At 35.7% G+C, this 24,575-nt stretch carries 13 protein-coding genes; 3 read left to right on the plus strand and 10 right to left on the minus strand.

Annotation, left to right across the window (positions count from 1 at the left end; translation table 11 throughout):
• Positions 1-99: 99 nt before the first annotated feature.
• Positions 100-1,251 (minus strand): cysteine desulfurase family protein, encoded by a 1,152-nt coding sequence (locus tag AC5ZCW_RS10470; RefSeq protein WP_496119625.1) that lies wholly within the window; start codon positions 1,249-1,251, stop codon positions 100-102.
• 401 nt (positions 1,252-1,652) lie between these two features.
• On the opposite strand from AC5ZCW_RS10470, the gene AC5ZCW_RS10475 reads away from it, so the two are divergent.
• From AC5ZCW_RS10475 to AC5ZCW_RS10485, 3 genes are read left to right on the plus strand one after another with little or no spacing between them, the layout of a single operon-like run.
• Positions 1,653-2,291 (plus strand): 2Fe-2S iron-sulfur cluster-binding protein, encoded by a 639-nt coding sequence (locus AC5ZCW_RS10475; protein ID WP_281633024.1) that lies wholly within the window; start codon positions 1,653-1,655, stop codon positions 2,289-2,291.
• A complete protein-coding gene (locus AC5ZCW_RS10480) occupies positions 2,288-3,268 on the plus strand; it encodes an FAD binding domain-containing protein (protein ID WP_496119627.1) in 981 nt (326 codons plus the stop codon). The genes AC5ZCW_RS10475 and AC5ZCW_RS10480 overlap by 4 nt, the downstream gene beginning before the upstream one ends.
• A 7-nt stretch (positions 3,269-3,275) precedes the next feature.
• Positions 3,276-5,477: a xanthine dehydrogenase family protein molybdopterin-binding subunit gene (locus tag AC5ZCW_RS10485; RefSeq protein ID WP_496119629.1), complete on the plus strand. Its 2,202-nt coding sequence runs from the start codon at positions 3,276-3,278 to the stop codon at positions 5,475-5,477.
• Between the two features lie 190 nt (positions 5,478-5,667).
• Here the strand turns inward: AC5ZCW_RS10485 and AC5ZCW_RS10490 are convergent, their stop codons facing one another.
• The 9 genes from AC5ZCW_RS10490 to uxuA all read right to left on the minus strand — a co-directional run bounded on the left by AC5ZCW_RS10490 (position 5,668) and on the right by uxuA (position 24,569).
• A complete protein-coding gene (locus AC5ZCW_RS10490; RefSeq protein ID WP_496119631.1) occupies positions 5,668-6,231 on the minus strand; it encodes a DUF2911 domain-containing protein in 564 nt (187 codons plus the stop codon).
• Positions 6,232-6,329: 98 nt separating this feature from the next.
• Positions 6,330-8,135 carry a glycoside hydrolase family 2 protein gene (locus tag AC5ZCW_RS10495; RefSeq protein WP_496119633.1) on the minus strand — a complete coding sequence of 602 codons (1,806 nt, stop codon included), beginning with the start codon at positions 8,133-8,135 and terminating at the stop codon, positions 6,330-6,332.
• A 205-nt stretch (positions 8,136-8,340) separates the two neighbouring features.
• Positions 8,341-10,752, minus strand: coding sequence for a glycoside hydrolase family 2 protein (locus tag AC5ZCW_RS10500; protein ID WP_496119635.1), 2,412 nt, complete (start codon positions 10,750-10,752; stop codon positions 8,341-8,343).
• Positions 10,753-10,833: 81 nt separating this feature from the next.
• Complete coding sequence (locus tag AC5ZCW_RS10505) at positions 10,834-12,021, minus strand: glycoside hydrolase family 88 protein (protein ID WP_496119637.1); 1,188 nt, start codon at positions 12,019-12,021, stop codon at positions 10,834-10,836.
• 288 nt (positions 12,022-12,309) lie between these two features.
• Positions 12,310-13,830, minus strand: a complete 1,521-nt coding sequence (locus AC5ZCW_RS10510) for a RagB/SusD family nutrient uptake outer membrane protein (RefSeq protein WP_496119639.1) — start codon at positions 13,828-13,830, stop codon at positions 12,310-12,312.
• A gap of 12 nt (positions 13,831-13,842) precedes the next feature.
• Entirely contained in the window at positions 13,843-16,845 is a 3,003-nt protein-coding gene (locus AC5ZCW_RS10515) for a SusC/RagA family TonB-linked outer membrane protein (RefSeq protein WP_496119641.1), read from the minus strand.
• A gap of 331 nt (positions 16,846-17,176) precedes the next feature.
• Positions 17,177-21,271, minus strand: a complete 4,095-nt coding sequence (locus AC5ZCW_RS10520; protein WP_496119643.1) for a two-component regulator propeller domain-containing protein — start codon at positions 21,269-21,271, stop codon at positions 17,177-17,179.
• A 181-nt stretch (positions 21,272-21,452) separates the two neighbouring features.
• Positions 21,453-23,090 carry a hypothetical protein gene (locus AC5ZCW_RS10525; protein WP_496119645.1) on the minus strand — a complete coding sequence of 546 codons (1,638 nt, stop codon included), beginning with the start codon at positions 23,088-23,090 and terminating at the stop codon, positions 21,453-21,455.
• A 294-nt stretch (positions 23,091-23,384) separates the two neighbouring features.
• Positions 23,385-24,569, minus strand: a complete 1,185-nt coding sequence (gene uxuA / locus AC5ZCW_RS10530) for a mannonate dehydratase (RefSeq protein ID WP_496119647.1) — start codon at positions 24,567-24,569, stop codon at positions 23,385-23,387.
• Positions 24,570-24,575: the final 6 nt, after the last annotated feature.

Consider the following 24,575-nt stretch of genomic DNA (forward strand, 5'->3'; position numbering starts at 1 on the left):
TTTTCATCCAGCTAAAGCTGGACGCAACACAAAAAAATATTAAAAGACTTTGCGCCTTCGCGCCTTTGCGAGATTAAAAACATAAGAAAAAGAAAAAACTTAGAGTCTTAGTGCCTTAGTGGCAAACTGAACAGCTAAACTCAAAACTCGCTCAACAGCAATATCAATTTCTTCTTCTGTTGTAAAACGTCCTAAACTGAAACGAATCGAACTCAAAGCGTCTTCATCCGATAATCCCATTGCTTTTAAAACATGCGAAGGTTCAGAAATAACAGCCGAACAAGAAGCTCCGTTTGAAACAGAAATATTCCCCAAAGCCAAAATTAGTTGTTCTGAATTCACACCTGGGAAACAAATATTTGAAGTATTATAAATTCGGTTTTCAGTATTTCCATTAACAAAAGAACCGTTAAACTGCAGCAAACCTTTTTCAAGTCTGTCTCGTAATAGAGAAACTCTATTCTGGTCTTTTTCTAGGTCATTAACAGCTATTTCACATGCTTTTCCTAAACCGATAATTCCGGGAACATTTAAAGTTCCGCTTCGTAATTTTCTTTGCTGTCCGCCTCCAAGAATTTGAGGAGTCAATTTTATTTTGGCTTTCGCCGAAATATATAAAGCGCCAATTCCTTTCGGACCATAAAATTTATGGGCAGACAAAGTCAAAAGATCGATTCCTAATTTTTTTACATCAACAGGAATTTTTCCAATCGCTTGTGTCGCATCACACATAAAAAGTACATTTTTGGCCTTCAATATTTTAGAAATCGCACTGATGTTTTGTATGACACCCGTTTCGTTATTAGAAAGCATTCCGATGAAAACCAGTGTTTTATCTGTAATTATTTCTTCTAAAAGTTGAATATCTAAAAGACCATCGACAGCAGTTGGAAGATAAGTAACATCAAAACCAATATGTTCCATATATCGACAAGTTTCAAGAACGGCTTTATGTTCGGTTTGAATCGTAATAATATGTTTTCGTTCCTGATCGATAAGACCTTTTATTGCCAAATTTATCGCTTCAGTTGCGCCCGAAGTAAATAAGATTTCATCAGCATCAGCATTTATTAAATCAGCCATTTGCCATGCCGCATTTTCAACAGCTTCTTTTACCGTGAGTCCCGCCAAATGTGTTCCTGTTGAATTTGCATACAAATCAGAAAAATATGGAAGCATTGCATTCACAACACGCTCATCAACACGGGTCGTGGCATTATTATCAAGATAAATGATTTCTTGTTGTGGCATAATTTGGGCTTATTTCAGTAAAAATACAATTTCAGAATTAATCTACGTGAAAAAATTAACCGCAAAGGCGCAAAGGGTTTTCGGAAAGAACGCAAAATTTTAATGTGTATAATTTTTTGTTTCTCGCAGATTTTGCAGATCTAAACAGATTTTTTATTTATTTCTATCATAAAGAATCTGTGTAAATCTTTTCATCGTATTTAAAATCTGCATTATCTGCCAAATCTGCGAGAGAAAAATAACTTAGCGAAAACCCTTTGCGTCTTTGTGTTTAAAAAACAACAAAATTGAAATTATTCTAAATAAGAGTAATGTTTGAATTTTATAATTTTTTCTTACATAAGATCGCTAAATTTGTTAGAATGACAAAGGCGAATTTGCTAATTTAACAAATAGATTGAATGGCTTCTAAAAAAACAAATCAAGATAAAGTAACACCGGAAGATGCTAGTTCCCGTCGTGACTTTATAAAGAAATCAGGACTTTTTACCGCTCTTGCCCTAACGCCACCTTCATTGGTTATGGCTTCAGAAAAGAAATGGGATGAAAAAATAGCGGAATATTTAGAAACTGTACCACTTTCTATTGAAGTAAATGGCACAAAACACAATCTCAATATCGAACCAAGAACAACTTTATTGGATTTGCTTCGCGAACAATTACAGCTTACCGGAACCAAAAAAGGATGTGATCACGGACAATGCGGTGCGTGTACTGTTCACGTAAATGGAACTAGAATTTTGTCGTGTCTGTCTTTGGCAACGATGCAGCAAAATGCGCAAGTCACTACAATCGAAGGACTTTCGAAAGGAAAAAAACTGCATCCTATGCAGGAAGCTTTTATCAAACACGATGGTTTTCAGTGCGGTTATTGCACGCCAGGACAAATTATGTCTGGAATTGCTTGTATTAAAGAGGGGCATGCTAACAGCAGAGAAGAAATCAGTGAATATATGAGCGGTAATATCTGCCGATGTGGTGCTTATCATAATATCGTTGATGCCATAACCGAAGTGAAGGAAGGAGGGAAGGAAATATGAAAAACTTTCAGATAATTAAAGCTTTGTCGTCTTCTTCGGCAGTTACGGGAAAAGCAAAAGACAATTCTTCTATGTTTATTGCAGGAGGAACCAATCTGGTCGATTTAATGAAGAAGAATATCGTTGCTCCAGATAAATTAGTTGACATTAACGGATTAGATTTAAAGAAAATTGAGTTTTTAAAAGGAAAAGTTTCGATTGGTGCTTTGGCAAAAAACAGTCAGGTTGCAGAAGATGCTTCGATAAAAGAAAAACATCCTTTGTTGGCATTAGCCTTAGCAGCTGGAGCTTCTCAACAGATTAGGCACATGGCAACTGTTGGAGGGAATATGTTACAGAAAACAAGATGTTCTTATTATTATAATACCGATATGCCTTGCAACAAACGTGTACCAAAAAGCGGATGCGGTGCGATTGGTGGTTCTAACCGAATGTCGGCTGTTTTTGGAACTTCAGATAGTTGTATTGCCGTTCATCCAAGTGATATGTGCGTGGCTTTGGCAGCGCTTGACGCGAAAGTTTTGGTAGAAGGACCAAAAGGAAAGCGAGAAATTGATTTCACCGATTTTCATAGACTTCCGGGAAATACGCCTGAAAAAGACAATACACTAGACAGCAGAGAATTGATTACTTCAGTTGAAATTCCAGATAATAATTTTACTAAAAATGTGCATTATCTAAAAGTTCGCGACAGAACGAGTTATGCTTTTGCATTGGTGTCTGTTGCGGTGGCTTTAGATATAAAAAATAATACTATAAATGATGTCAGATTGGCGATGGGAGGTGTGGCACATAAACCTTGGAGATTAACTGAAACAGAAAAATTCCTGAAAGGAAAAACAGTTTCAGAAGATGTATTTAAACAAGCAGGCCATTTGTCTATGAAAGGCGCAAAAGGATTCGGCGATAATAATTTTAAACTAACGCTTGGAGAGAATGCAGTAGCAGAAGCACTTACAATAGCAGCATCAAAATAATTAAATTATGAGCAAGACAAGTAATATTAATAGAGTTGACGGATTTGCTAAAGTAACGGGTTCAGCAACTTATTCGGCAGAATATAAAACAGCAGGTGTTGTTTATGCCTGTTTGGTAGGAAGTACGATTGCAAAAGGAAGAATTAAAACCATTGACACGAAAAAAGCGGAATGGGCACCAGGAGTTCTGGCGGTAATTACGCATTTGAATGTAGATAAACCTGTTGGCTACGAAAAAGCAAAAGACAAGCATAATTTTGGTCAGCCGTTGCAGATTTTTAAAGATGATTCGGTTTTGTATTACGATCAGCCGATTGCTTTAGTAATTGCCGATACTTTTGAACGTATGCGATATGCGGCGAGTTTAATTAAAGCCGATTATTTTAAAGAAGAGCATTCGACAGAACTTAAAAAAGCAGCTGAAAAAGAAAAGAAAGTCGAAACAGATAAAGGAAACGATTATCATCGTGGTGAACATGACGGTTATAAAAATGCTGAGGTAATTTTAGAAACCGAATATACGATTCCGACCGAGGTGCATAACCCAATGGAACTGGCAAACATCATAGCGAAATGGGAAGGGAATAAACCAATCTTATATACAAAAAGTCAAGGTGTTGAGGGAACACGTAGAAGTGTTGCTGGAGTTTTTGGCGTACCTGTTGAAGACGTTGAGGTTCATGCCGAGTATCTTGGCGGTGCATTCGGAATGGGATTGCACACTTGGCCGTATGAAATCGCAGCTTTAATTGGAGCTAAAAAATTGAATCGTCCTGTGAAATTGGTACTGCATCGCGAGCAGATGTTTACCAATGTTGGTTTTAGACCTTACACGATTCAGAAAATGGGTCTTGGAGCAACAAAAGATGGAAAACTGACAGGTTTAACACACGAAGCTGTCGCGATGACTTCGAGCTATGAGGATTTCATGGAAGGAACTGTAAATATGTCCCGATTTATTTATGACTGTCCAAATGTTTCAACTCGCTATCGAATTGTTCCATTGGATACCTGCACACCAATCTGGATGCGCGGACCAGGAGAAGCAACAGGTTCTTTTGCTTTAGAAAGTGCAATGGATGAAATGGCGTATAAATTAAACTTAGATCCGATTGAATTTCGCAAGCTGAATTATGCCGAAAAAGATCAGGAACAAAATAAACCGTGGAGCAGTAAATTTCTTTTAGAATGTTACGAAGGTGGCATGGAACGCATTGGCTGGAAAAATCGTAAAAATGAACCAGGATCTGTGAAAGAAGGAAACTGGCTTGTAGGTTACGGAATGGGTACAGGAACTTTCGGCTGTTATAGAAGCCCAACTTCTGTAAAAGCAAATTTTTTAGCTAATGGCGATTTAGTCCTACAATGCAGCGTAAACGATATGGGACCAGGAACGGCCACTATGATGACTGCTATTGGAGCTGAAGTAATAGGTCTCCCATCAGAAAATGTAATTATCGAAATGGGAAAAAGCGGTTTGCCAAAAGGTCCAACGCAAGGAGGTTCGGCAACGACTTCATCTGTTGGTTCTGCTGTTCATGATGCGTGTAATTTATTATTGAATAAAATAATTGAAGTAGGAAGTAAAAATCCTGCTTTAAAAGGAATTGCTCTAACAGATTTAACTTTTGAAAATGGTGCGGTTTCTTCTAAAAAAGACAAATCTAAATCGGTTACGTTAGCAGCACTTTTAAGCAGTAATAAATTAGAAGATTTTGAAGTAGAAAATCTTTCTAAAGCTGCTGAAGAAGCGAAGAAATATTCAATTTATTCATTTTCGGTTCATTTTGTAAAAGTATTAGTGAATCCGAATTTGGGTAAAATAAGATTGGCTCATGTTGTGTCTTGCGCTGATATTGGAACCGTAATAAGCCAGAAAACTTCTGCGGGACAAATGTTTGGTGGAGCAGTAGGAGGAATCGGAATGGGATTGATGGAAGCTTTAGAAATTGATCACCGTTTTGGTCGTCCAATTAATAATAATTTCGCTGATTATCATGTTCCTGTAAACGCAGATATTGAAAAACAAGAGGTTTTCTTCGTAAATAAAAAAGACCCGATAAGTAACCCAATGGGAACAAAAGGTCTGGGAGAAACGGCTTTAGTAGGAATGGCGCCTGCAATTGCAAATGCCGTTTTCAATGCAACCGGAAAACGTGTTAGGGATTTACCGATTACATTGGATAAAATTATAGAAACTGCCGTTTAAATTTTTAGCCACAGATTAAAGAGGATTAAAAATGATTTTTATAGCCACGAATTACACGAATTTGCACTAATTCTTTCTTCCAATTGATAATTTAAATTTGTGAAAATTCGTGTAATTCGTGGCAAAAAAAAGTCGCAAAGCTTAAAAAAACTTTGCGACTTTGTGCCTTCGCGGCATATATCATTAAAACTTATTTTATCGTAATAGGCAACTCAACAGTTGTTTTATCCCATCCAATAACAAGATTTGCTACATTACCTTGAGCTGTAAATGCAATAGATAAAGCTTCGATAACTTCAGAAACTGGTTTTACAGGAACTGAAACTCTTACCACATCTTTATTTTCATCATAAGCATAAGAACCCCATAAATCAAGTTCTTTGTTGATGATAATAGTCCATTTGTCTTTTTCAGGAATAGCAAATAAACTGTATGTTCCTGCAGCAATTTTTTTTCTGCCAATTGTTACATCTTTATAGAATTTAACTTCTGTGTTTTCATTAGCACCAACTCTCCAAACTTCACCAAACTTTACAACATCGCCAAAAATAGTTCTTCCTTTTACAGAAGGTCTTGCATAAAGGACTTTAACAACCGGATTTGGATTATCTGTTTTCTTGAATTTCACCGCTTTGTTTGGGAAATACGAAATATCAACTGGACTTGCATCAAGAGGAGCAAATTTTACGATGTCTTGAGCCTGAACTGTAAAAGCAGCAAACAAAGTAACTGCTAGTAAATAGAATTTTTTCATGGTTTACAATTTTTAGATTAACTACAAAGTAAATTAATAATGAAGAAAAATCATATAATTTGCATCCTATTTTTTGTTAATGAATTGGTAATGACGAATTAATTCTGATATTCCTTTTTCTTTTTAGCGTACCAATCCTGCATAATATAAAACGCCTTTTTCTTTTCGCCATCATTTGAAATTAAACCTTTACGATTGTAACCGTCCTGAATACCTGGAAGCAATCTTTTTGGCGATCTGAAATCAACTAAAATCCACGGACTTGTCCCGCTTAAGTGAGGAATTTTTTCAATCATCTTTAAATTCTGAATGTATAAATATTCCTGATATTCCTCAGTCCAACGTTCGTTTTTCTCTCCGTGAAGTCCTGCTTTGGCATCGCCTCCAAATTCAGAAACGAAAACAGGTTTATTGTATTTAGATTTCCATGTTATTTTCTCAGCATCTTCCAAGTTTCCGCCATACCATCCCAAATATTGGTTGAAAGCTACAACATCTAAAACCTCTCCAATAGGATCATCGATAGTTTCTTTTTTGGTTAATAAAGCAGCGCTAATTAATCTAGTATTGTCTAATGATCTGGTGTGAGATGCTAAATTTTTAATGAAAGTATTTCTAGCTTCAGAAATTGGAGTTTCATTTGCCATCGACCAAATCACAATACTAGCTCTGTTTTTATCTCTTGTGATAGCAGCAGTTAATTGATCTTGAGCATTTTTATACGTGTTTTCATTTTTAAATTCAACTGTCCAGTAAACCGGAATTTCTTCCCAAACCATTAAACCTAGTTTATCAGCTTCTCTAACCATATTCTCGTTATGCGGATAATGCGCCAGACGAACATAATTACAGCCTAATTCTTTTGCCCAGTTTAATAAACGCAAAGCATCTTCCTGAGAATTTGCACGTCCGCCTTTGGCATTTTCTTCGTGAATCGAAATTCCGCGCAAAAAGACTGGTTTTCCATTCAATAGAATTTTATCTTCTTTTGTTTCGATAGTTCTAAAACCAATTTGATCGTTTAGTTTTTTCCCATTAAAGTCAATGATAACATTGTATAATTTCGGATTTTCTGGTGACCAATAAGAAATCTTTTTCGCTGGAATTTCGAAGCTTAAAATTCCGTTATTGTCAGCTTTTCCTTTGTAGTTGATTTTTAATTCAGGAATAGAAATTGAAACCTGATTTTTTGACGCATCCAAATTATTGATTTTGATAAACCCCGAAATCACATTTGCATTACCTTTTTTCAGCTGAATAGTATAATCTTCCACAAACGATGATTCTTCTTCAATTAAAGTCACATCGCGCGTGATGCCGCCATAATTCCACCAATCGGTATTTACAGTCGGAACATCTTCTTTATGACGCGTATTATCAACTTTGATAACCAAATAATTTCCTGTTGGTTTTACTATCGAAGTGACTTCGTAATTAAACGGTGTGAAACCGCCTTCGTGAGTTCCTAGTTTTTTTCCGTTTAAATAAACATCAGCTTTATAGTTTATAGCGCCTAAATATAAAAACAGACGTTTATTGGCTGCTAGATTATAATCGAAAGACTTTTTAAACCAAACATTTCCTTCATAATATTTCAGTTCTGTAACCTGCGAATTCCAATCGCCTGGGATATTGATTGTAGGTGATTTATCAAAATCATATTCTACTAATTCCTGTTTGTTTTGAGCATGATAATTGGTAAAAAAAGCTCCTTTTGCTGGTTTTTCACTTTTGTCGTATTGGTCAAGATGAAAGCTGTAAAAACCTGTTTGATATGGATCTATAATATAATTCCAAACTCCGTTTAAAGAAGTGGTGTTTCGGTTGGGTACATTCGAGATTAGATTTTGCGCAGACGCCAAAACGGAAGAGGTTAGGAGTAGTGCGGTTAATAGTTTTTTCATTTTTTGTATTAATTTGTTTTGTAATTGTATTTTTTTTGGAATGAATACTTTATTTATAGCCACAGATTATAAGGATTAAAATGATTTTGTTTCACGCAGATTTTGCAGATTGAGCAGATTTAATTCTGATCTGCTTAAATCTTTTTAAATCTGCGTGAAACAATAAAACTTAGCATCTTAGTCCTTTAGCAACTTAGAACCTTTTTTACTCAACTGGAATCTTCAAATATTCTCCCTTAAAGCTCTGGTTCAAAGCCGTCATTTCAATCGGTTTGCCAGAACCATCAGGAATAACTTCGATAGAAGCTTTTCCATTTGCCATTTTAATAGATTCGCTTCCTGTTGGTGTTCCTTGATTTTTTAAAGTTTTTCCTCCTTTTAAACATTGAAAATAGACACTAGCTTCATAATCTAAACAGCGTAGATTATTGTTGTCGATTGCAATTGCAGTAACCAAATAATTGCCGTTTTTCAGTTTTTCTGATGATAATTGCAGTGAAGAAGCCGTATCATTTTTATTGAAACGGTAATTGACTTTTATCGTATCAGAAACCGTTTTTCCTTCTTTTGTTTTACCAACGGCAATTAAAGTATTTTCGCCTTTAGCAAAATTGACATCCCAAGTTAAACCATTAGCAGGATAAAGAGAAAGATTTCGCTGTTTTTCTCCCAATGATTTTCCGTTATGGAAGAAAGTCACTTTGTCGCAATTACTGAAAACACTGATTGTTCTCGGTGTATTTTCAGGTCCTTGGCGCTCTGTCCAAGTGTGCGATTCGATGTAAGTGAAAGGTTCTTTTGCCCAATAGCTTTTAAATACATAATACGCATCTTTTGGAATTCCGTTTCGGTCTGTTAATCCTTTTTGGTTCATATACGGAATATCGTCTTCTGGACGTAATGGCGTTGCAAAATCCTTGAATGCCCATTGAATATTTCCCACAAACGTTGGGTCATTCTCGGATATATGCAAATGCCAGTCAAATAAATCAACTATATAGTTTTCGCTCCAATCGCCAATTTGCGCAATATTGGCAACTTTGGTCTGCACAATAGCTTCTTCCCAACCTTCGGCTTTAATCACATTTTCGCCAGTAATTGGGTTTTCGCTGTGACGGCCAACGTGGCTGTCTCCGCCATATTCGGCATGAATAAAATGTTTGTATTCTTTTTTGTAAACATCAATTGCTTTTTGGTAGCTTTTGTAACTTCCAGAATACCAGCCCGACCAGATAGAAGGCGAGAAGACATCTACAATATGCGATCCTTCATAATATTTTCTAATGGCCGTTTTTCTGGTAGGATCCAGTTTATGCGCGATATCGTTTAATTCACTTAAAAAGTCATTGGTTTTATCAGCATTATCTCCGTCAGGAAAATCTGGAAGCCAATTGATTTCGTTTCCTAAAGACCAAATGATAATACTCGGATGATTATAATTTTGATTGATGATTTCCTCTAGCATATTTTTGGTATTCGTTTTCCAAACATCATTACCAATTCCGCCACGACACCAAGGAAGCTCATCCCAAACCAAAAGGCCAAGTTCGTCGCAAGCTTTATAAATCTCAGGATCTTGCGGATAATGTGCTAAACGGACAAAATTAGCGCCCATTTCTTTAATCGATTTCATATCGGCCCAATGCTGTTCATTGCTCATGGCAGCACCAACTCCAGCTTGTTCTTCATGACGATGTGTACCGCGAATCAATAGACGTTTTCCGTTAAGGTAAAACGGACCGTGATCTTTAAACTCAAACCATCTAAAACCTACTTTTTCGGAAACACTATCTCTAATTTGATTTTTTTCTGATAAAACAGCAGTCAGTCTGTATAGATTTGGTTTTTCGGTATCCCAAAGTTCTGGGTTTTTGATATTTTCAAAAGTGATGGTTGAAGTTTTGTCGGTAACCGGAATTGTTTTGCTAACTACTTTTTTTCCTTTCGGATTTTTAAGTGTTACAGTTAATGATAAATCCTTTGAATTATCAGGATTTACAAAAGAAGAAACAATCTGTACCGAAGCTTTTTTAGCCGAAACTTCTGGAGTTGTAATTTTTAAATTCTCAATATGATTTTTGTATTTCGAAACCAACCATACATCGCGCGTGATTCCGCCATAAATAAAGAAATCACTTTTTTGAGACGGAATAATTTCAATATCATAACTATTATCCACACGAACAAAAATATCGTTGTTTCCTTCTTTGATGAAATTGGTAATATCGATCGAAAATCCAATGTAGCCGCCAATATGCGATCCAGCTTCTTTTCCGTTTACATATACATTTGTAGTTACATTCGAACCCTCAAAGTATAAAGAATAAACGCGGTTTTTGTCGATTTGGGGAATAATTAATTTCTTTTGATACCAGCTAGCATCACGTCTATAACCCGGATATAAATCGGTTGCATCTTCTGCGTTCCAAGTATGTGGTAAGTTTAAAGAAATCCAGTTAGATGCTTTCTGCGCTTCGCTTAATTTTTGAGTGTCATTTTCTAAATAAAGCCAGTTGTCGTTAATGTTCATCTTTGTCTGAGCAAAACTGCTCAGACAAATTTGAAACAAAACAAAAAGTGCAAAAATTGAAAATGTATTGTTTTTATAATTCTTCATATGTGTTTAGGTTCAGAGGTTCAGAGGCTCAGAGGTTCAAAGGTTTTTTAGGTTCAAAGGCAGAAAACCTTTGCCACTTTGCTACTTTGTACCTTTGTCACTCTTTCTTAATAAAGCTTCCAAAAAATAATAATCGGCGTAAATTATTGGTTCGTCAATTTCGTCGTGTTTTGGCCAGTTTCCAGTACTGTGATCAAACAAGAAAGGTGCTTTAATTTTTGCATCTAAAATATATTTGTCTGTCTGTACAGAAGCCATCAGTTTATCGGCGAAAGCCAAATAAGTTTTATTTTTAGTATAACCGTATAACTCATATAATGCTGAAGCCATAACCATTGCTGCAGAAACATCTCGCGCTGCATTTGGAATACTAGGATCTTTAAAATCCCAATACGGTATTCCGTCTTCTGGCAGATTTTTATTGGTTATAAAAAACTTTGCTGTCGCTTCGGCCTGTTTTAAGTACGCAGGATCTTTTGTATAGCGATAAGACATTGTAAATCCGTAAACTGCCCATCCTTGGCCACGAGCCCAAACCGAATCGTCATTATATCCTTGAAGAGTCGTTTTCTTTCTAACTTCACCTGTATTCGGATTATAATCGATAACGTGGTAACACGAATTGTCTGCTCTAAACTGATTTTTCAAAGTGGTATTAGCATGTTGGATTGCAATATCACGATATTTTGGATTTCCTGATATTTTAGACGCCTCAAAAAGCAGCTCTAGATTCATCATATTGTCTATGATTACGGGATAATCCCAAATTTCTTTGTTGAAATCCCATGAACGAATAGAACCCACTTTTGGATTAAACCTTGTGCATAAAGTTTCGGCGCCTTTAACAATTACCGCTTCGTACTCTTTCTTGTTTTCCACTTTCAGCGCTTCTCCAAAACTGCAAAACACTTTAAAACCTACGTCATGCGAATTACTGTTGACACTTTCTTTTTTGCTGAAAGGAGTCCATTTTTGAGCTTGTTCTTTATATTTTGAATCGCCCGTTAATCGGTACAATTGCCAAAGATTTCCAGCAAAAAAACCGCTTGTCCAATCTCTGGACGGAACTTTGCGAATTTCAAGAGTTTTTACATTCATGCTTCTTGGCATAGACATCGAATCTACTGGATAATCGAGCAGCATTTTGTAACGCGTTTCGAGTAGATTATTTGTTGCCGTTGTGCTTTTTGTTTGAGGATTAATCCCAGATTTGCACGCTGTAGCAAGCGATGCAAACCCAAGGATTAAAATGAAACTAATTTTATTCATATTACTAATTAATCTTTATTTTTAGTTTCTATACTAAAATGTTAGACGCGGATTGTACAGATTCGCTTTCACGGAGATGTTGATCTAAACTTTTTTCTCTCGCAGATTTTGCAGATTTTTTTATCTCCTGCAGATTAAAAATGTTTTTTATCAATCTGCTCAATCTGTTAAATCTACGGGAAACCAATTAAGCGTGATTAAAAAATCCGTTTCAATCAGCTCCCGATAGCTATCGGGATTGCGATAGCGAATCCGTTTCATCCGCGTTCAATACTAATTGTGTTAAAATTAATAACCAGGATTATTTGGTTTTAGATTCGGGTTAATAGCCAATTCTGTTCCTGGCAATGGCCATAAATAATCTCTGTTTGGATCAAAATTAGCATGTGGCTCTAAACCATTTGGTCCAAATACTTCTGGTCCGATTTTCAATCTCTTAATGTCGTACCATCTTACATATTCAAAAGCCAATTCTAATCTTCTTTCGTCAATAACCATTTTTCTGAAATCTGTCTGAGATAATCCTGGAGTTACATTTGCTGGAAAAGAAACCAGTTTTCCTGCTTTATTTCTCGCTCTTGCACGAACACGGTTTACATAACCGTCTGCTTCTGTTGTCCCTGGATTAATTTCGTTTAAAGCTTCTGCAGCAGTCAATAAAACTTCAGCAAAACGCATTGTGATATAATTGTGTTGCGAAGTTCTTCCGTTAGCACCAGCTTTCCCTGGAAAACGGAAATATTTGGCAATATGCGGACGTGGCGCTTTCTCGTTATCGCTAGAAGGATAAATTTGCAACGATCCGCCTGGGCCTGTTTTCTTTCTGATAATGGTATCAAAACTTACCGCTCTTCTGTAATCTCTCTGATCCCAAGTGTTGAATACTTTTAAAGAAGGAACCGCAACCGAGAAACCTTGTCCGTAACTGTAACTGTCATCTTTTAGTGATCCTGTGAAAAACGCGGTATAATCCTGACCGTAGTTTCCAGATGTTAAGTTATTAAAGTCAATTGTAAACAAAGGTTCTTTCAATGAAGCTGTTTTGGTTGCATTGAATAAATCCTGAAAATCGGCATCTAAACCTAAACCAAATTTTGCTTCGTTTGTAATCACATATTTTGCTTCGTCATACGCTTTTTGAAAGTTTCCTAAAGTCAAGTAAACAGAAGCCAAATATCCAGCGGCAGTACCTTTTCCAGGAACGGCTTTTACTTTTGGTTTATCATCCAGCCATTGTTTAGCAAATTCTAAATCGGCAATGATTTTTGGGTAAACATCTGCTTCTTTGGTTTTGCCAAGAGAATTTACCTGATTCACATCATTCACCACAAAATCTACGTAAGGTATATCACCAAAAAGACGCACCAAATGATAATATGCAAATGCTCTTGCAAAATAAGCTTGAGCCACAATGGCATTTACTTTAGCAGGATCTCCAGGTGTTTTTTTAGCGCCTTCAATAGCCTGATTTGCTGCCGTTATAATAACATACGATTGAGGCCAAAAGTTTGCGACAAGAGCGTTCGTATCGTTCATAGACATATCATTCACATCGATACGGGCAGCTTGTGTGGTTCTATCGCCAATATCGGCCATGTCATCGCGGAGCATCAAGGCAATTGTAAATTCTCGTCCCCAATAATTATTGTGGGCAATGTTGGCAAATGCTCCATTTACAGCAGCTTGCAAATCGTCTGTATTATTGAAAAAGTTATCTGGACGAATAATTCCTACTGGTTTTTCTTCTAGATCAGAACAGCTGAAAAAAGTCATTGTTCCTAAGCAAAGAAGAGCTATATATTTTTTCATAGTGGTTTTAGATTAAAATTTTAAATTGAATCCTGCTGTAAACGTTCTTACGTTTGGATATCCTCCATAATCCAATCCTAGATAAGTATTGCTTCTAGCATTTGAATCGTTTAAGTAGTTGGTTTCTGGGTCTGTACCTGGATAATTTGTAATCGTCCAAAGGTTTTGTGCACTGATGTAAAAACGAACTTTGCTTAATCCCATTTTCGAAACAATTTTTTCATCTAAACTATATCCTAAAGAGATGTTTTTTAGACGAATGTAACTTCCATCATAAACAAATCTTGAAGTGATTCTTTTGGTTCTCGCAGCATTCGCAGGAACATTAGTATCAGTATGAGTTGGTGTCCAAGCATCTAAAACTTCAGTTGTAGCGTTGTTGTTTCCAGAAGCCAATTCCATCAAAGTATAGTTTAAGATTTGACCTCCTTCTGAACCTTGGAAGAAAATATTCAAATCAAGATTTTTATAAGTGAAATCATTGTTGAATCCGAAGATGAAATCTGGATTCGGGTTTCCGATAATCGTTTTATCCTGAGAATCTAATTTTCCGTCTTGATTTACATCTCTGAATTTTTCTCCACCTGGAGCTGTTTCAAAGTTTCCTGGTACAACAGTTTCTCCCTGCTGAATTACACCATCATAAATAAATCCGAAGAAAGAGCCAACTGGCTGTCCAACTCTCAAAATCTGCGATTCAGTTGCTAAGAAATGTCCAGGAGCAGAGTTGATTAAAAGATCTTTATTATCGGCCAATTTTAATACTTTGTTTTTGTTTGAAGAAATATTAAAGTTTGTCGACCAAGTAAAATCAGCGCCAATAAAGTTTCGGGTATTAATAGCCAATTCCCATCCTTTATTTTCCAATTCACCCACATTTTGAAGCTGAGAAGCAATTCCAGAAATTCCGGGAAGCGGTCTGTTAAACAACAAATCTTTAGTAATTGTTTTATAATAATCTGCTGTAATGCTGATTCGGTTATCAAATAAACCTAAATCAATTCCGTAATCCTGCTGATAAGACGTTTCCCATTTTAAGTTTGGATTATCTAATGACGTCAGCTGAACCGCATTGGTAATCACGTCACCGCTTACATAATAGATTTCAGAAAATCTAGAAAGAGTAGAGTAGGCACCAATTGAAGGATTTCCTGTTGCTCCATAACTCGCTCTCAATTTTAAGTTTGAAACCGTTTTATTGTCTTTTAAGAAGTTTTCTTTACTAATGTTCCATCCAATTGCACCAGAAGGGAAAGTTCCGTATTTATAGTTTTTACTAAAACTTGAAGAACCATCTCGTCTTGCTGTAAACGTTAGTAAATATTTGTCGGCATAATCAAAATTCAACCTTCCGAAAGCAGAAATTAATTCCGTTTCAGATAAACCAGAATCAGGTTTTAAGAAAACAGTTCCAGCGCCTAAATTTCTGTAAGAGTTTGTATTTGTTAAGAATCCTCTTGAAGCCGCATACGAATTTTCGTTTTTGTTTTTTTGGTATGAATATCCACCAAGAACCGTTAAGATTCCTTTGTCTATAATTTCACGTTTAAAAGTCAAATAATTCTCTGTCAAGAAAGAAGAAAATCTAGTATTGTTCACAGAAGCTTCTCCTTTGATGTTTTTCCCAGCAATTAAAGTTGAAGGAATAAATCTTCCTGTTTGCGAATTACTATCGGTTAAACCTAAAGTAGTTTTAAAATCAAGATCTTTTGTGATTTGGTATTGGGCAAAGAAATTGTTTCGGTTTGTTACAGAAACGGTTTCTAAAATATTTTCCATTGCTGTTGCGTACGGATTGTCAATATCATCACCAATTGGAGCTGTTGTCGTATAAGTTCCGTCAGCATTGTAGATTCCTTTATCTGGCATAAAACGATAAGCCGATGCAATTACACCTGCAGCACCAGTTCCTCCAGCACTTGTTTGGCTTACAATTCCGTCTTTGTTCTGTTTGCTTGTAAAAGTGTTTAAACCCACTTTAAATTTTGGAGACAAATCAGCCTCAAGATTTCCTACGATCGTGTATCTGTCAATTCCTGAATTAATAACCACACCATTTTGGTTAAAGTAGGTCCCAGAAACATAATATCTCACATTATCAGATCCGCCAGAAAAAGACAATTGTGAATTCGAAATCATTCCATCACGATAAATTACATCTTGCCAGTCTGTATCTGCTGGACCTTGCGTGTGCGTAGTAAAACTTTTTCTGTAAGCCGCAAACTGATCGGCATTTAATAAATGCAATTTGTTATTTACCGATTGAACAGAAGTCGAATTACTGAACTCAATTACAGGTTTTCCGGCTTTTCCTTTTTTGGTTGTTACCATGATAACTCCATTTGAACCTCTTGATCCGTAAATTGCAGTTGCCGAAGCATCTTTTAGAACCTCGATAGAAGCAATATCCTGAGGAGCTGGCATAGAAACACCTGCAAAACCGTCAACAACAATAAGAGCATCTCCGCTGGCATTGATAGATGTTCCTCCACGAACTCTAATTTTGGTTGGAGCACCAGGTTCGCCACCATTATTAGACATTACCGAAACTCCAGCAGCACGACCTTGTAAAGCTTGCTCTGCACTTAAAACAGGATAAGCAGTAAGCTCTTTTGCCGTAATAGAAGATACAGATCCTGTTATATCGCTCTTTTTACGAGTTCCGTAACCTACTACAATAACTTCGTCTAGCGCTTTTGTATCTGGTTTTAAACTTACATTGATTACACTTTTTGTTCCAACAGGAATCTCAACAGTCTGAAATCCGACGAAATTGAAAACTAAAACAGCATTTTTCTCTCCTACTATTACAGTATAATTCCCGTCCATATCGGCAGAAGCGCCTACAGAAGAATTTTTGATATAGACATTAGCACCAGGAAGTCCAAGTAAATCTTCACTAGAAGTTATTTTTCCAGTCACTTTTCGTTCTTGTGCATGCATCACGATATTTATCAGTAAAAAAGATACCAGTAAACACCATTTAAACGATTTGTTTGTTTGGTTTGTAAACATTCATTTTTTGGTTTTAGGGTTAATAAGTTAGATTAAATAGAAAAACAATAGACTCATTCCGATGATGAGAATGACCAATAAAATCTGCAGCAATAAGTAGCTCGTTTTTTTGATTTTCATATCGCAAATGTATGTGTCGAAAACGATATAGAAATACAAAAAAGGGTATCTAAAAATACAGATACCCTTTTTTAACCCTTTAAAACAGTGGATTTTTTAAGTAAGACGCGAAATGTGAGTTGTAAAAAGTAAAAAGTAAAAAGTGAAAAGTAAAAAGTAAAAAGTGAAAAGTTTAGTTACCTCTAACAATTCACATTTCACATTTCACATTTTACAATTTAATCGTAGAAGATTTATAAAATTTATCGGCATATTGAGACGGAGTCTCGCCGTACTTTTTCTGGAAGCATTTGCTAAAGTATTTCGGATTATTAAAACCGACTTTGTAACTGATTTCAGAAACGGTTAGTTTGTTTTGTTCTAATAATTGAGCGGCACGTTTTAATCTGATTTCATGAATGAATTCGTTTGGTGTGCAATTCGTCCACGCTTTAATTTTTAGAAACAGCATGGTTCTGCTGACACCCAATTCGGAACAGAAAAACGGAATATCAAATTGTTCGTTAGAAATGTTTTCCTCTACAATTTTGAAAGCTTTTTTCAATAATTCTTCATCCAAAGAAGAAACCGTAATTTCTGACGGAATAAAACTGTCTTCGCTTGAAAATTTGATTTTTAAACGTTCAGTGGTATTCAGAAGGTTTTTAACGCGAAGCCTGAATTCCATTAAATTGAATGGTTTGCTAATATAATCATCTGCACCACTTTCCAATCCTTCAAATTTGTAGACCAACGAAGATCGGGAAGTCAATAAAATAACTGGAATATGGCTGGTTTTGATGTTCTCTTTGATTTTTGAACACAATTCCGTTCCCACCATTTCTGGCATAATAACATCACTGATAATTAGGTTTGGAACAAATTTCAATGCTTTCTCTAAAGCAATTTTACCATTTTCGGCTTCAATAATGTTGTACTCTTTTTTGAGAAGATTTTTCATGAACTTTCTCAAGACTTTATGATCTTCAACAATCAATATTGTTTGTTTTTCTTCATTTACAATTAAATCTTCGATGTCTTCATTTTCGACAACTTCCGAAGGTTCCAATTGTGCTTTGTATTGCTCAATATCATCACTTATTTTAAAATCAGGAATAATTTCGCTGTCCAAAAGATGTTCGCGTCCAAGCGGTAAAGTCACTGTAAAAATGACTCCGCCAGTGGTTTTGTTTGTAACATCGATTTTTCCTTTATGAAGTTCAACAATGTTTTTTACGATTGAAAGTCCAATTCCAGTTCCTTTATTATAGTTTTTCTGAACTTGATTATGAGTTGGAACTTCAAAAAACAAATCAAAAATTTTGTCAATATGTTCTTCTGCAATTCCAACGCCCGAATCTTCAACAGCAATAAAAAGATTCTGCTGATCGTGATTGATTTTAATCTTAATCGAACCGCCTTTTGGAGTATATCTAAAAGCATTCGAAATCAAGTTGTAAAACACACGTTCGAGTTTGTAACGGTCAAAATAAACTAAGATTTCTTCGTTTTCAGTTTCGAAAGAATAGTCGTAACCGCCATCTTTGGCATATTCAATAAATGAAAGAAAGATTTCTTTGGTGAATTTTACAATGTTTCCGTTTGCCGATTCTAGTGCAACTTGATGGTTTTCCAGTTTTCTGAAATCCATTAATCGGTTAATCAGACTCAACAAATGATTGGCGCTTCCTTCAATTACCAGAAGCTTTTTGTACATTTCGTTAGTTCCGTTGTAATCGGCTAAAATTTGCTGTAATGGACCTAAAATCAAAGTTAAAGGCGTTCTGAATTCATGCGAAATATTAGTAAAGAAATCCAGTTTTAGTTTGTTGTTTTCTTCAATTCGCTGCGTTTCCAGATATTCCAGTTCAAGTTTTTGCTTCAATCTCGCTTTCGATTTCATAATCCAGATCAAACCGTATAAACCTAACCCAATTACGATTCCGTAAAGCATAAATGCCCAAATGCTGCGCCACGGAGCAGGATTTACAATAACCGTTAGCGTTGTCGGATTCTGATTCCAAACGCCGTCATTGTTGGCGCCACGAACTTCAAAAGTATAAGTGCCTGGATTCTGAATCGCAAAATTGGCTTCGCTGTTTTTAGTTGTGGTCCAGTTGTTTTCTAAGCCAGTTAAGCGATAACTGTATTGATTATTTTTAGATCGAATATAATTCGGAATCGCAAAACTGATGGAGAAATTTGCCTTGTCATAATCCAAAGTAATCGTTTTGGTAAAACCGATGCTTTGTTCCAAAATACCTTCTTTGTCATGTGCATGAACCGTTTCGTTTTTAATTTTTAAATTAGTAATTAGAACTTGTGGAGCATATTTGTTCAAGGAAATTTTGGTAGCATCAAAAAATGTTGCCCCCGACGGACTTCCAAAATAAAATTGATTCGAACTTAATTTTAAGGCCGAATTATCATTGAATTCATTGCTCGCCAAACCGTCTTTTTGATCGTAAATGAGGATCGATTTTTTAATTGTGCTGTATTTGATAATTCCCTGATTGGTACTGATCCAAAGGTTTTTATCATCATCTTCTAAAATCGAATGAATGGAAGTAATAACCGTATTTCCAATTCTAAGATTGATTCGGTTGAATTTTTTTCCATCAAAATAATGCAATCCTTTCGCTTTTGTTCCAACCCAAATTTTGTTTTGAGAATCTTGAAACAAAGTCAGAATATCATCGCCAGACACAGTCGAATGATCGTAAAAGAAATGCTGAATAGCATATTTCTGCGGATTAAAATTTTTGAGCGGAATGCGATTCAAACCATTTTGAGTTCCAACCCAGAGAAAGTTTTGTTTATCGACTAAAATCGTACGAAGAATATTGTTGGTAAGGAAAACTGGTTTGGTATTGTCATTTCCAATAGCATCAAAAGTTTTATTGATTGTATTATAGCGAATTAAACCTTTTCCGAAAGTTCCAATCCATAAAATCGAACCTTCGGTTTTAAGGGCATAAACACCGCTATCTTTTAGCAATTCACTTAAATCTGAAGAAATTCTATTATCTTCAATTCTTTTAGAAATGGTATTGTAAGCAGATAACCCTTTAGAAAAAGTGCCAATCCATAAGATATGATCATCAGAAAGGCACATTGCTTTGATGTCATTTTTATTAGTCTGCCCAGTTTTGCTGTTGATATAACTTACCGATTCATTATTTCTATTATAAATCGTAATCCCTCCTCCTTCAGTCCCAAAATAAATGTTTTGGTTTTTATCGGCAATAATAGAACTCACGACATCAAAACTCATCGGAATCTTTTTCGAATTCTGATTGTAATTGGAGAAATTGACATTCGAAACATCCCAAAGATTAACGCCTTTGTAATAACAGCCAATCCAGATTGAACCTTTTTTATCCATAAAAATGGACTTTACTTTGTCGATTCCGTTTGCATTATTGCTGTTATTGATTTTCTGAAGACTTTTATCTTTTCCTAAAATATAAATTCCGTCATAAGCTCCAACCCATAAAGAACCTTGTTTGTCTATAATTAAAGATCGAATATCAGTATTTATTTCACGGTATTTTTCAGCTGGTAAAAAAGAAACAAAAGCTTTCTGTTTTTGGTCAAATTTTAGAAGACCTTTGTTTTTTGTTCCAACCCACAAACTGCCGTTTTGGTCTTCAATAACCGATTGAACGTTTAATAAATCAGTTGTGTTTAATGGATAATTTTTAAAGAATAGTTTTCCATTCATTCGATTTGTGAGCTTGCACAAACCTTTAGTTGTTCCAATCCAAATTTGACCTTCTTTAGTTTTTAAAATGCTCAGAATGTTATTGCTAGGAAGAGTAGAAGCATCATCATCTGAATGAAAAACCGATGTAAATAATCCTGTTTTTTTATTGTAAATCGTTAATCCTTTTGAAGTTCCAAACCACATTTCACCACCAATTTCTCTGATGCTCCAAACAGCATTATTGCTTATAGTATGATTGGCTTTGGTATGAAGATATCTTGTAAAACGGTTAGAAATAGGATCATAACAGTTGAGTCCGTTGTATGTTCCTATCCAGATTTTTCCAGAATCGTCTTCTTCGATGGCTAAAATATCATTGTTGCTGATTGAATATTTATCCGCAGCATCGTTCCTAAAAATGGTAAATCGGCTTCCATCATATTTATTCAGACCATCACGGGTTCCAAACCACATTTGTCCAAATTTATCCTGATGAATGGCAATGACAGAACTCTGCGAAAGCCCATCGGTTGTAGAGAAATTTTTAAGACGATATTTATTTTGGGAAAACAAATTCCCGAAAACAAATACAATTGCGAGGAAAGCTATTTTGTATTTCATAGCGTTTAGTTTTGTTTTTTTTTTGCCACAGATTTCACAGATTATAAAGATTGTTTTTTCTGTGTGTTGAAAATTAGCCACAAATTCACGAATTGTTAGAATTAATATTTCAAATAATTCGTGAATTCGTGGCTAAAAAAAAATCATTTTAATCTTTGTAATCTGTAGCAGATATTTTAGCCTATTTCAAGCGTTTTTGTAATTGATAATCATACAAAGATGGAATCTTCTCAATCGGAATGTTTAAAAATTCAATATAAGGATCAATGTCGTATTTGATTTCAAATTTTGCGTTTCCGTGTACACCAATGATTCTTGCTAAAGCGCCGTCTTTCATTCCGTACAACAAAACCGGTTTTGATGCATCTGGATTTTCAACTTGAACATTTAAATTCCAAAATGTACTGAAAGGTCCGTGAGAAGGTTTCCAGTAATCGGCTCCGCCGCCTCCAAACAAAGCATAACTGTTGTTTTTATCAGCTTTTAAATGAACCGTAATATTGTCAAACAAGTTTTGATGATTTGCTCCTGAATGCTGATCAAGAACTGGATCTGTAAAAATTTCGCAGTTCTGATACACATTTTTAGTAGCAAAAGTGTTGAAACTTAAAGGATGAACGGCCGAATTATAGATTTTAAGATTCTTTACCAAAATATTGTGCACGCCACCTAAAGTTACCGTATAATGCGCTAAATGGGGGCCGTCAGTTGTAATATCTTGAATGGTTACATTAGCAACTTCTTCAGCAAGAATTCCGCTGTCGGCATTGGTGATTTTAATATCTTTAACCCAACTGTTAAAAAGACGAGTCAGGAAAATGCCATTATTTCCAGGTTCAACGTGATGTGCGACTCTCGGAATATCGGGAAAGGTAAAACGAAGATGCTCGATTCCAACTTCATTTAAATGTTTCCATTCGACCAATTGCGCCTGATAACTTGGTTTAATCGAAATGGTTAAAGGTGTTTTTAAAGTAATTTTAGAACCAGAGATTTTAGTAATTTCAACCTGCTGTCTTACAATTGGGAGTTTAGGAAATTTCCAATGATGCGAACCGGGTTTTACTTTAGCGCCCTGATATAAATCTTTGATGATTTCGCCATTCTCACCATCTTTATTAAACAATTGCAATTCGACAACATCGCCAACTTTCAATCCTTTTACATCAGAAACCGCAATAATGTGTTCGCCCATTTTTCCTGAACTAACTTTCGCCAACGAACTAGACTCTGGTTCGTATTTATCCAAATACGATTTTACGCGTTCGCCCGGAACCTGTGTCCAGATAAAACCTCCAGACCATGCATATTGCGAAAAAGGAAGGTCTATATTATTTTCTGGTTCACGCTGTCTTTTGTCAAAAGTGGTTAAGTATTCGCGAAGTTCAGCCAAAACATCAGAATCTTTAAGATACATCATCGGCCTTGGACAATAGATTTCAGTTCCGTTTTCGTTAGAACCTGCACCGCGAAGTACAAAATTGCTTCTTTCGATATACAAAATATCACTTAAAATAATTCGTCCAGCTGGCAATTGCAGAATTACATTTCCTTCTACAGCATTGGCAGCATTGGCAGCTTTAAAAGCTTTTAAAAGTGCTTTTGAATCATCTAGGTTGTCATTTGCTTTTACGCCAAAATCTGTTGCATTAATAATTTTTCCATTAGCTTCAGGAATCTGGCTTTCGCCGAAATGATACCCAGCATAACTAAAATCGGGAAGATAATTCGTTTTTGAAGTAATAATTTTAGGTATTTCCTGTGCCAGCAAAGTATTTATAAAAAAGCCACAGGATATAAGAATGGCTTGGCGAATCATGGTTTTGTGGTTTTTGTGGTTAGTTAGTTTTTTTGTTTTGCCACGAAGGCACTAAGACGCGAAGATTTTTTAAGCTTTGTGTTTTTAGTCTCGTAAAGTCGCTGAGACGCAAAGTTTTTTGTTTCACGCTCCCGATAGCTATCGGGATTAAAAGATTTAAGCAGATAAACGCAGATAATTTTTCCAAAATAAATTCCTCTATAATTTGCCAAATCTGCGTAAAAAAATCTAATCCTTTTAATCTGTGGCTAAATAAAAAACTTTGCGTCTTAGTGTGCCTTCGTGGCAAAGAAATTATATAGATCGTTTGATCCCTAATTCAAGTCCTCGCAATTCTGCTAAGCCTCTTAAACGGCCAATTGCAGAATAACCCGGATTTGTTTTTTTCTTTAAATCGTCCAACATTTGGTGTCCGTGATCTGGACGCATTGGCAATTGACTGTTGTTTCTTTTTTCAACTTCTAAAATTGCTTTTACGACTTCGTACATATCAACATCACCTTCGAGATGATTTGCTTCGTAGAAACTTCCTTCTTCGTCTCGTTGCGTGCTTCTTAAGTGAATAAAATTCATTTTATCGCCATGACGTCTTACAATTCCTGGCAAATCATTATCAGCACGAACACCATAAGAACCTGTACACATTGTAAATCCGTTTGATGGAGAAGGAGCGGCGTTCATTAGGTCCATCAAATCTTCTTCTGTACTTACGACTCTAGGCAAACCTAAAATTGGGTACGGAGGATCGTCAGGATGAATTGCCATCAAAACACCTTTACTTTCAGCAACAGGAATAATTTCTTTTAGAAAATGAAAAAGATTATTCTTTAAAGCTTGTCTGTCAATATGATTGTAAGCGCTTAAAGTCACAAGAAAATCTTCAACTGTATATGCTTCTTCGGCACCCGGAAGTCCAGCCAGAATGTTCTGTTGCAATTTAATTTTATCTTCTGGAGTCATGGCTTCAAAATAGCTTTTTGCCTTTTGTTTCTGTTCTTCAGAATACTCGTTTTCTGCGCCTGGTCTTTTCAAAATAAACAATTCAAAAGCAGCAAAGGCATTGATATCAAAACGTAAAGCTTTAGAACCGTCTTCTACTGTAAATGATAAATCTGTTCTTGACCAATCTAAAACCGGCATAAAGTTGTAGCAAACACATTTGATTCCGCACAAAGCCAAATTGCGAATGCTTTCTTTATAATTTTCAATGTATTGAAGATAATTTCCAGTCTGTTTTTTAATGTCTTCATGAACTGGAATACTTTCTACAACCGACCAAGTCAATCCAGAAGCACCTTTTTTAGGATCTCCGTTTTCGTGTTCGATTTCGACTTTTCGTTTAATGATTTCGTCAATGCTCCAAACTTCTCCGTTTGGAATATGGTGTAAAGCCGTTACAATTCCGGTTGCTCCAGTTTGTTTGATATCTTGTAAAGAAACAGGGTCATTTGGTCCGAACCATCTTAATGTTTGTTCCATTTTGTA

It is taken from the genome of Flavobacterium sp. PLA-DH12 (assembly GCF_059511845.1).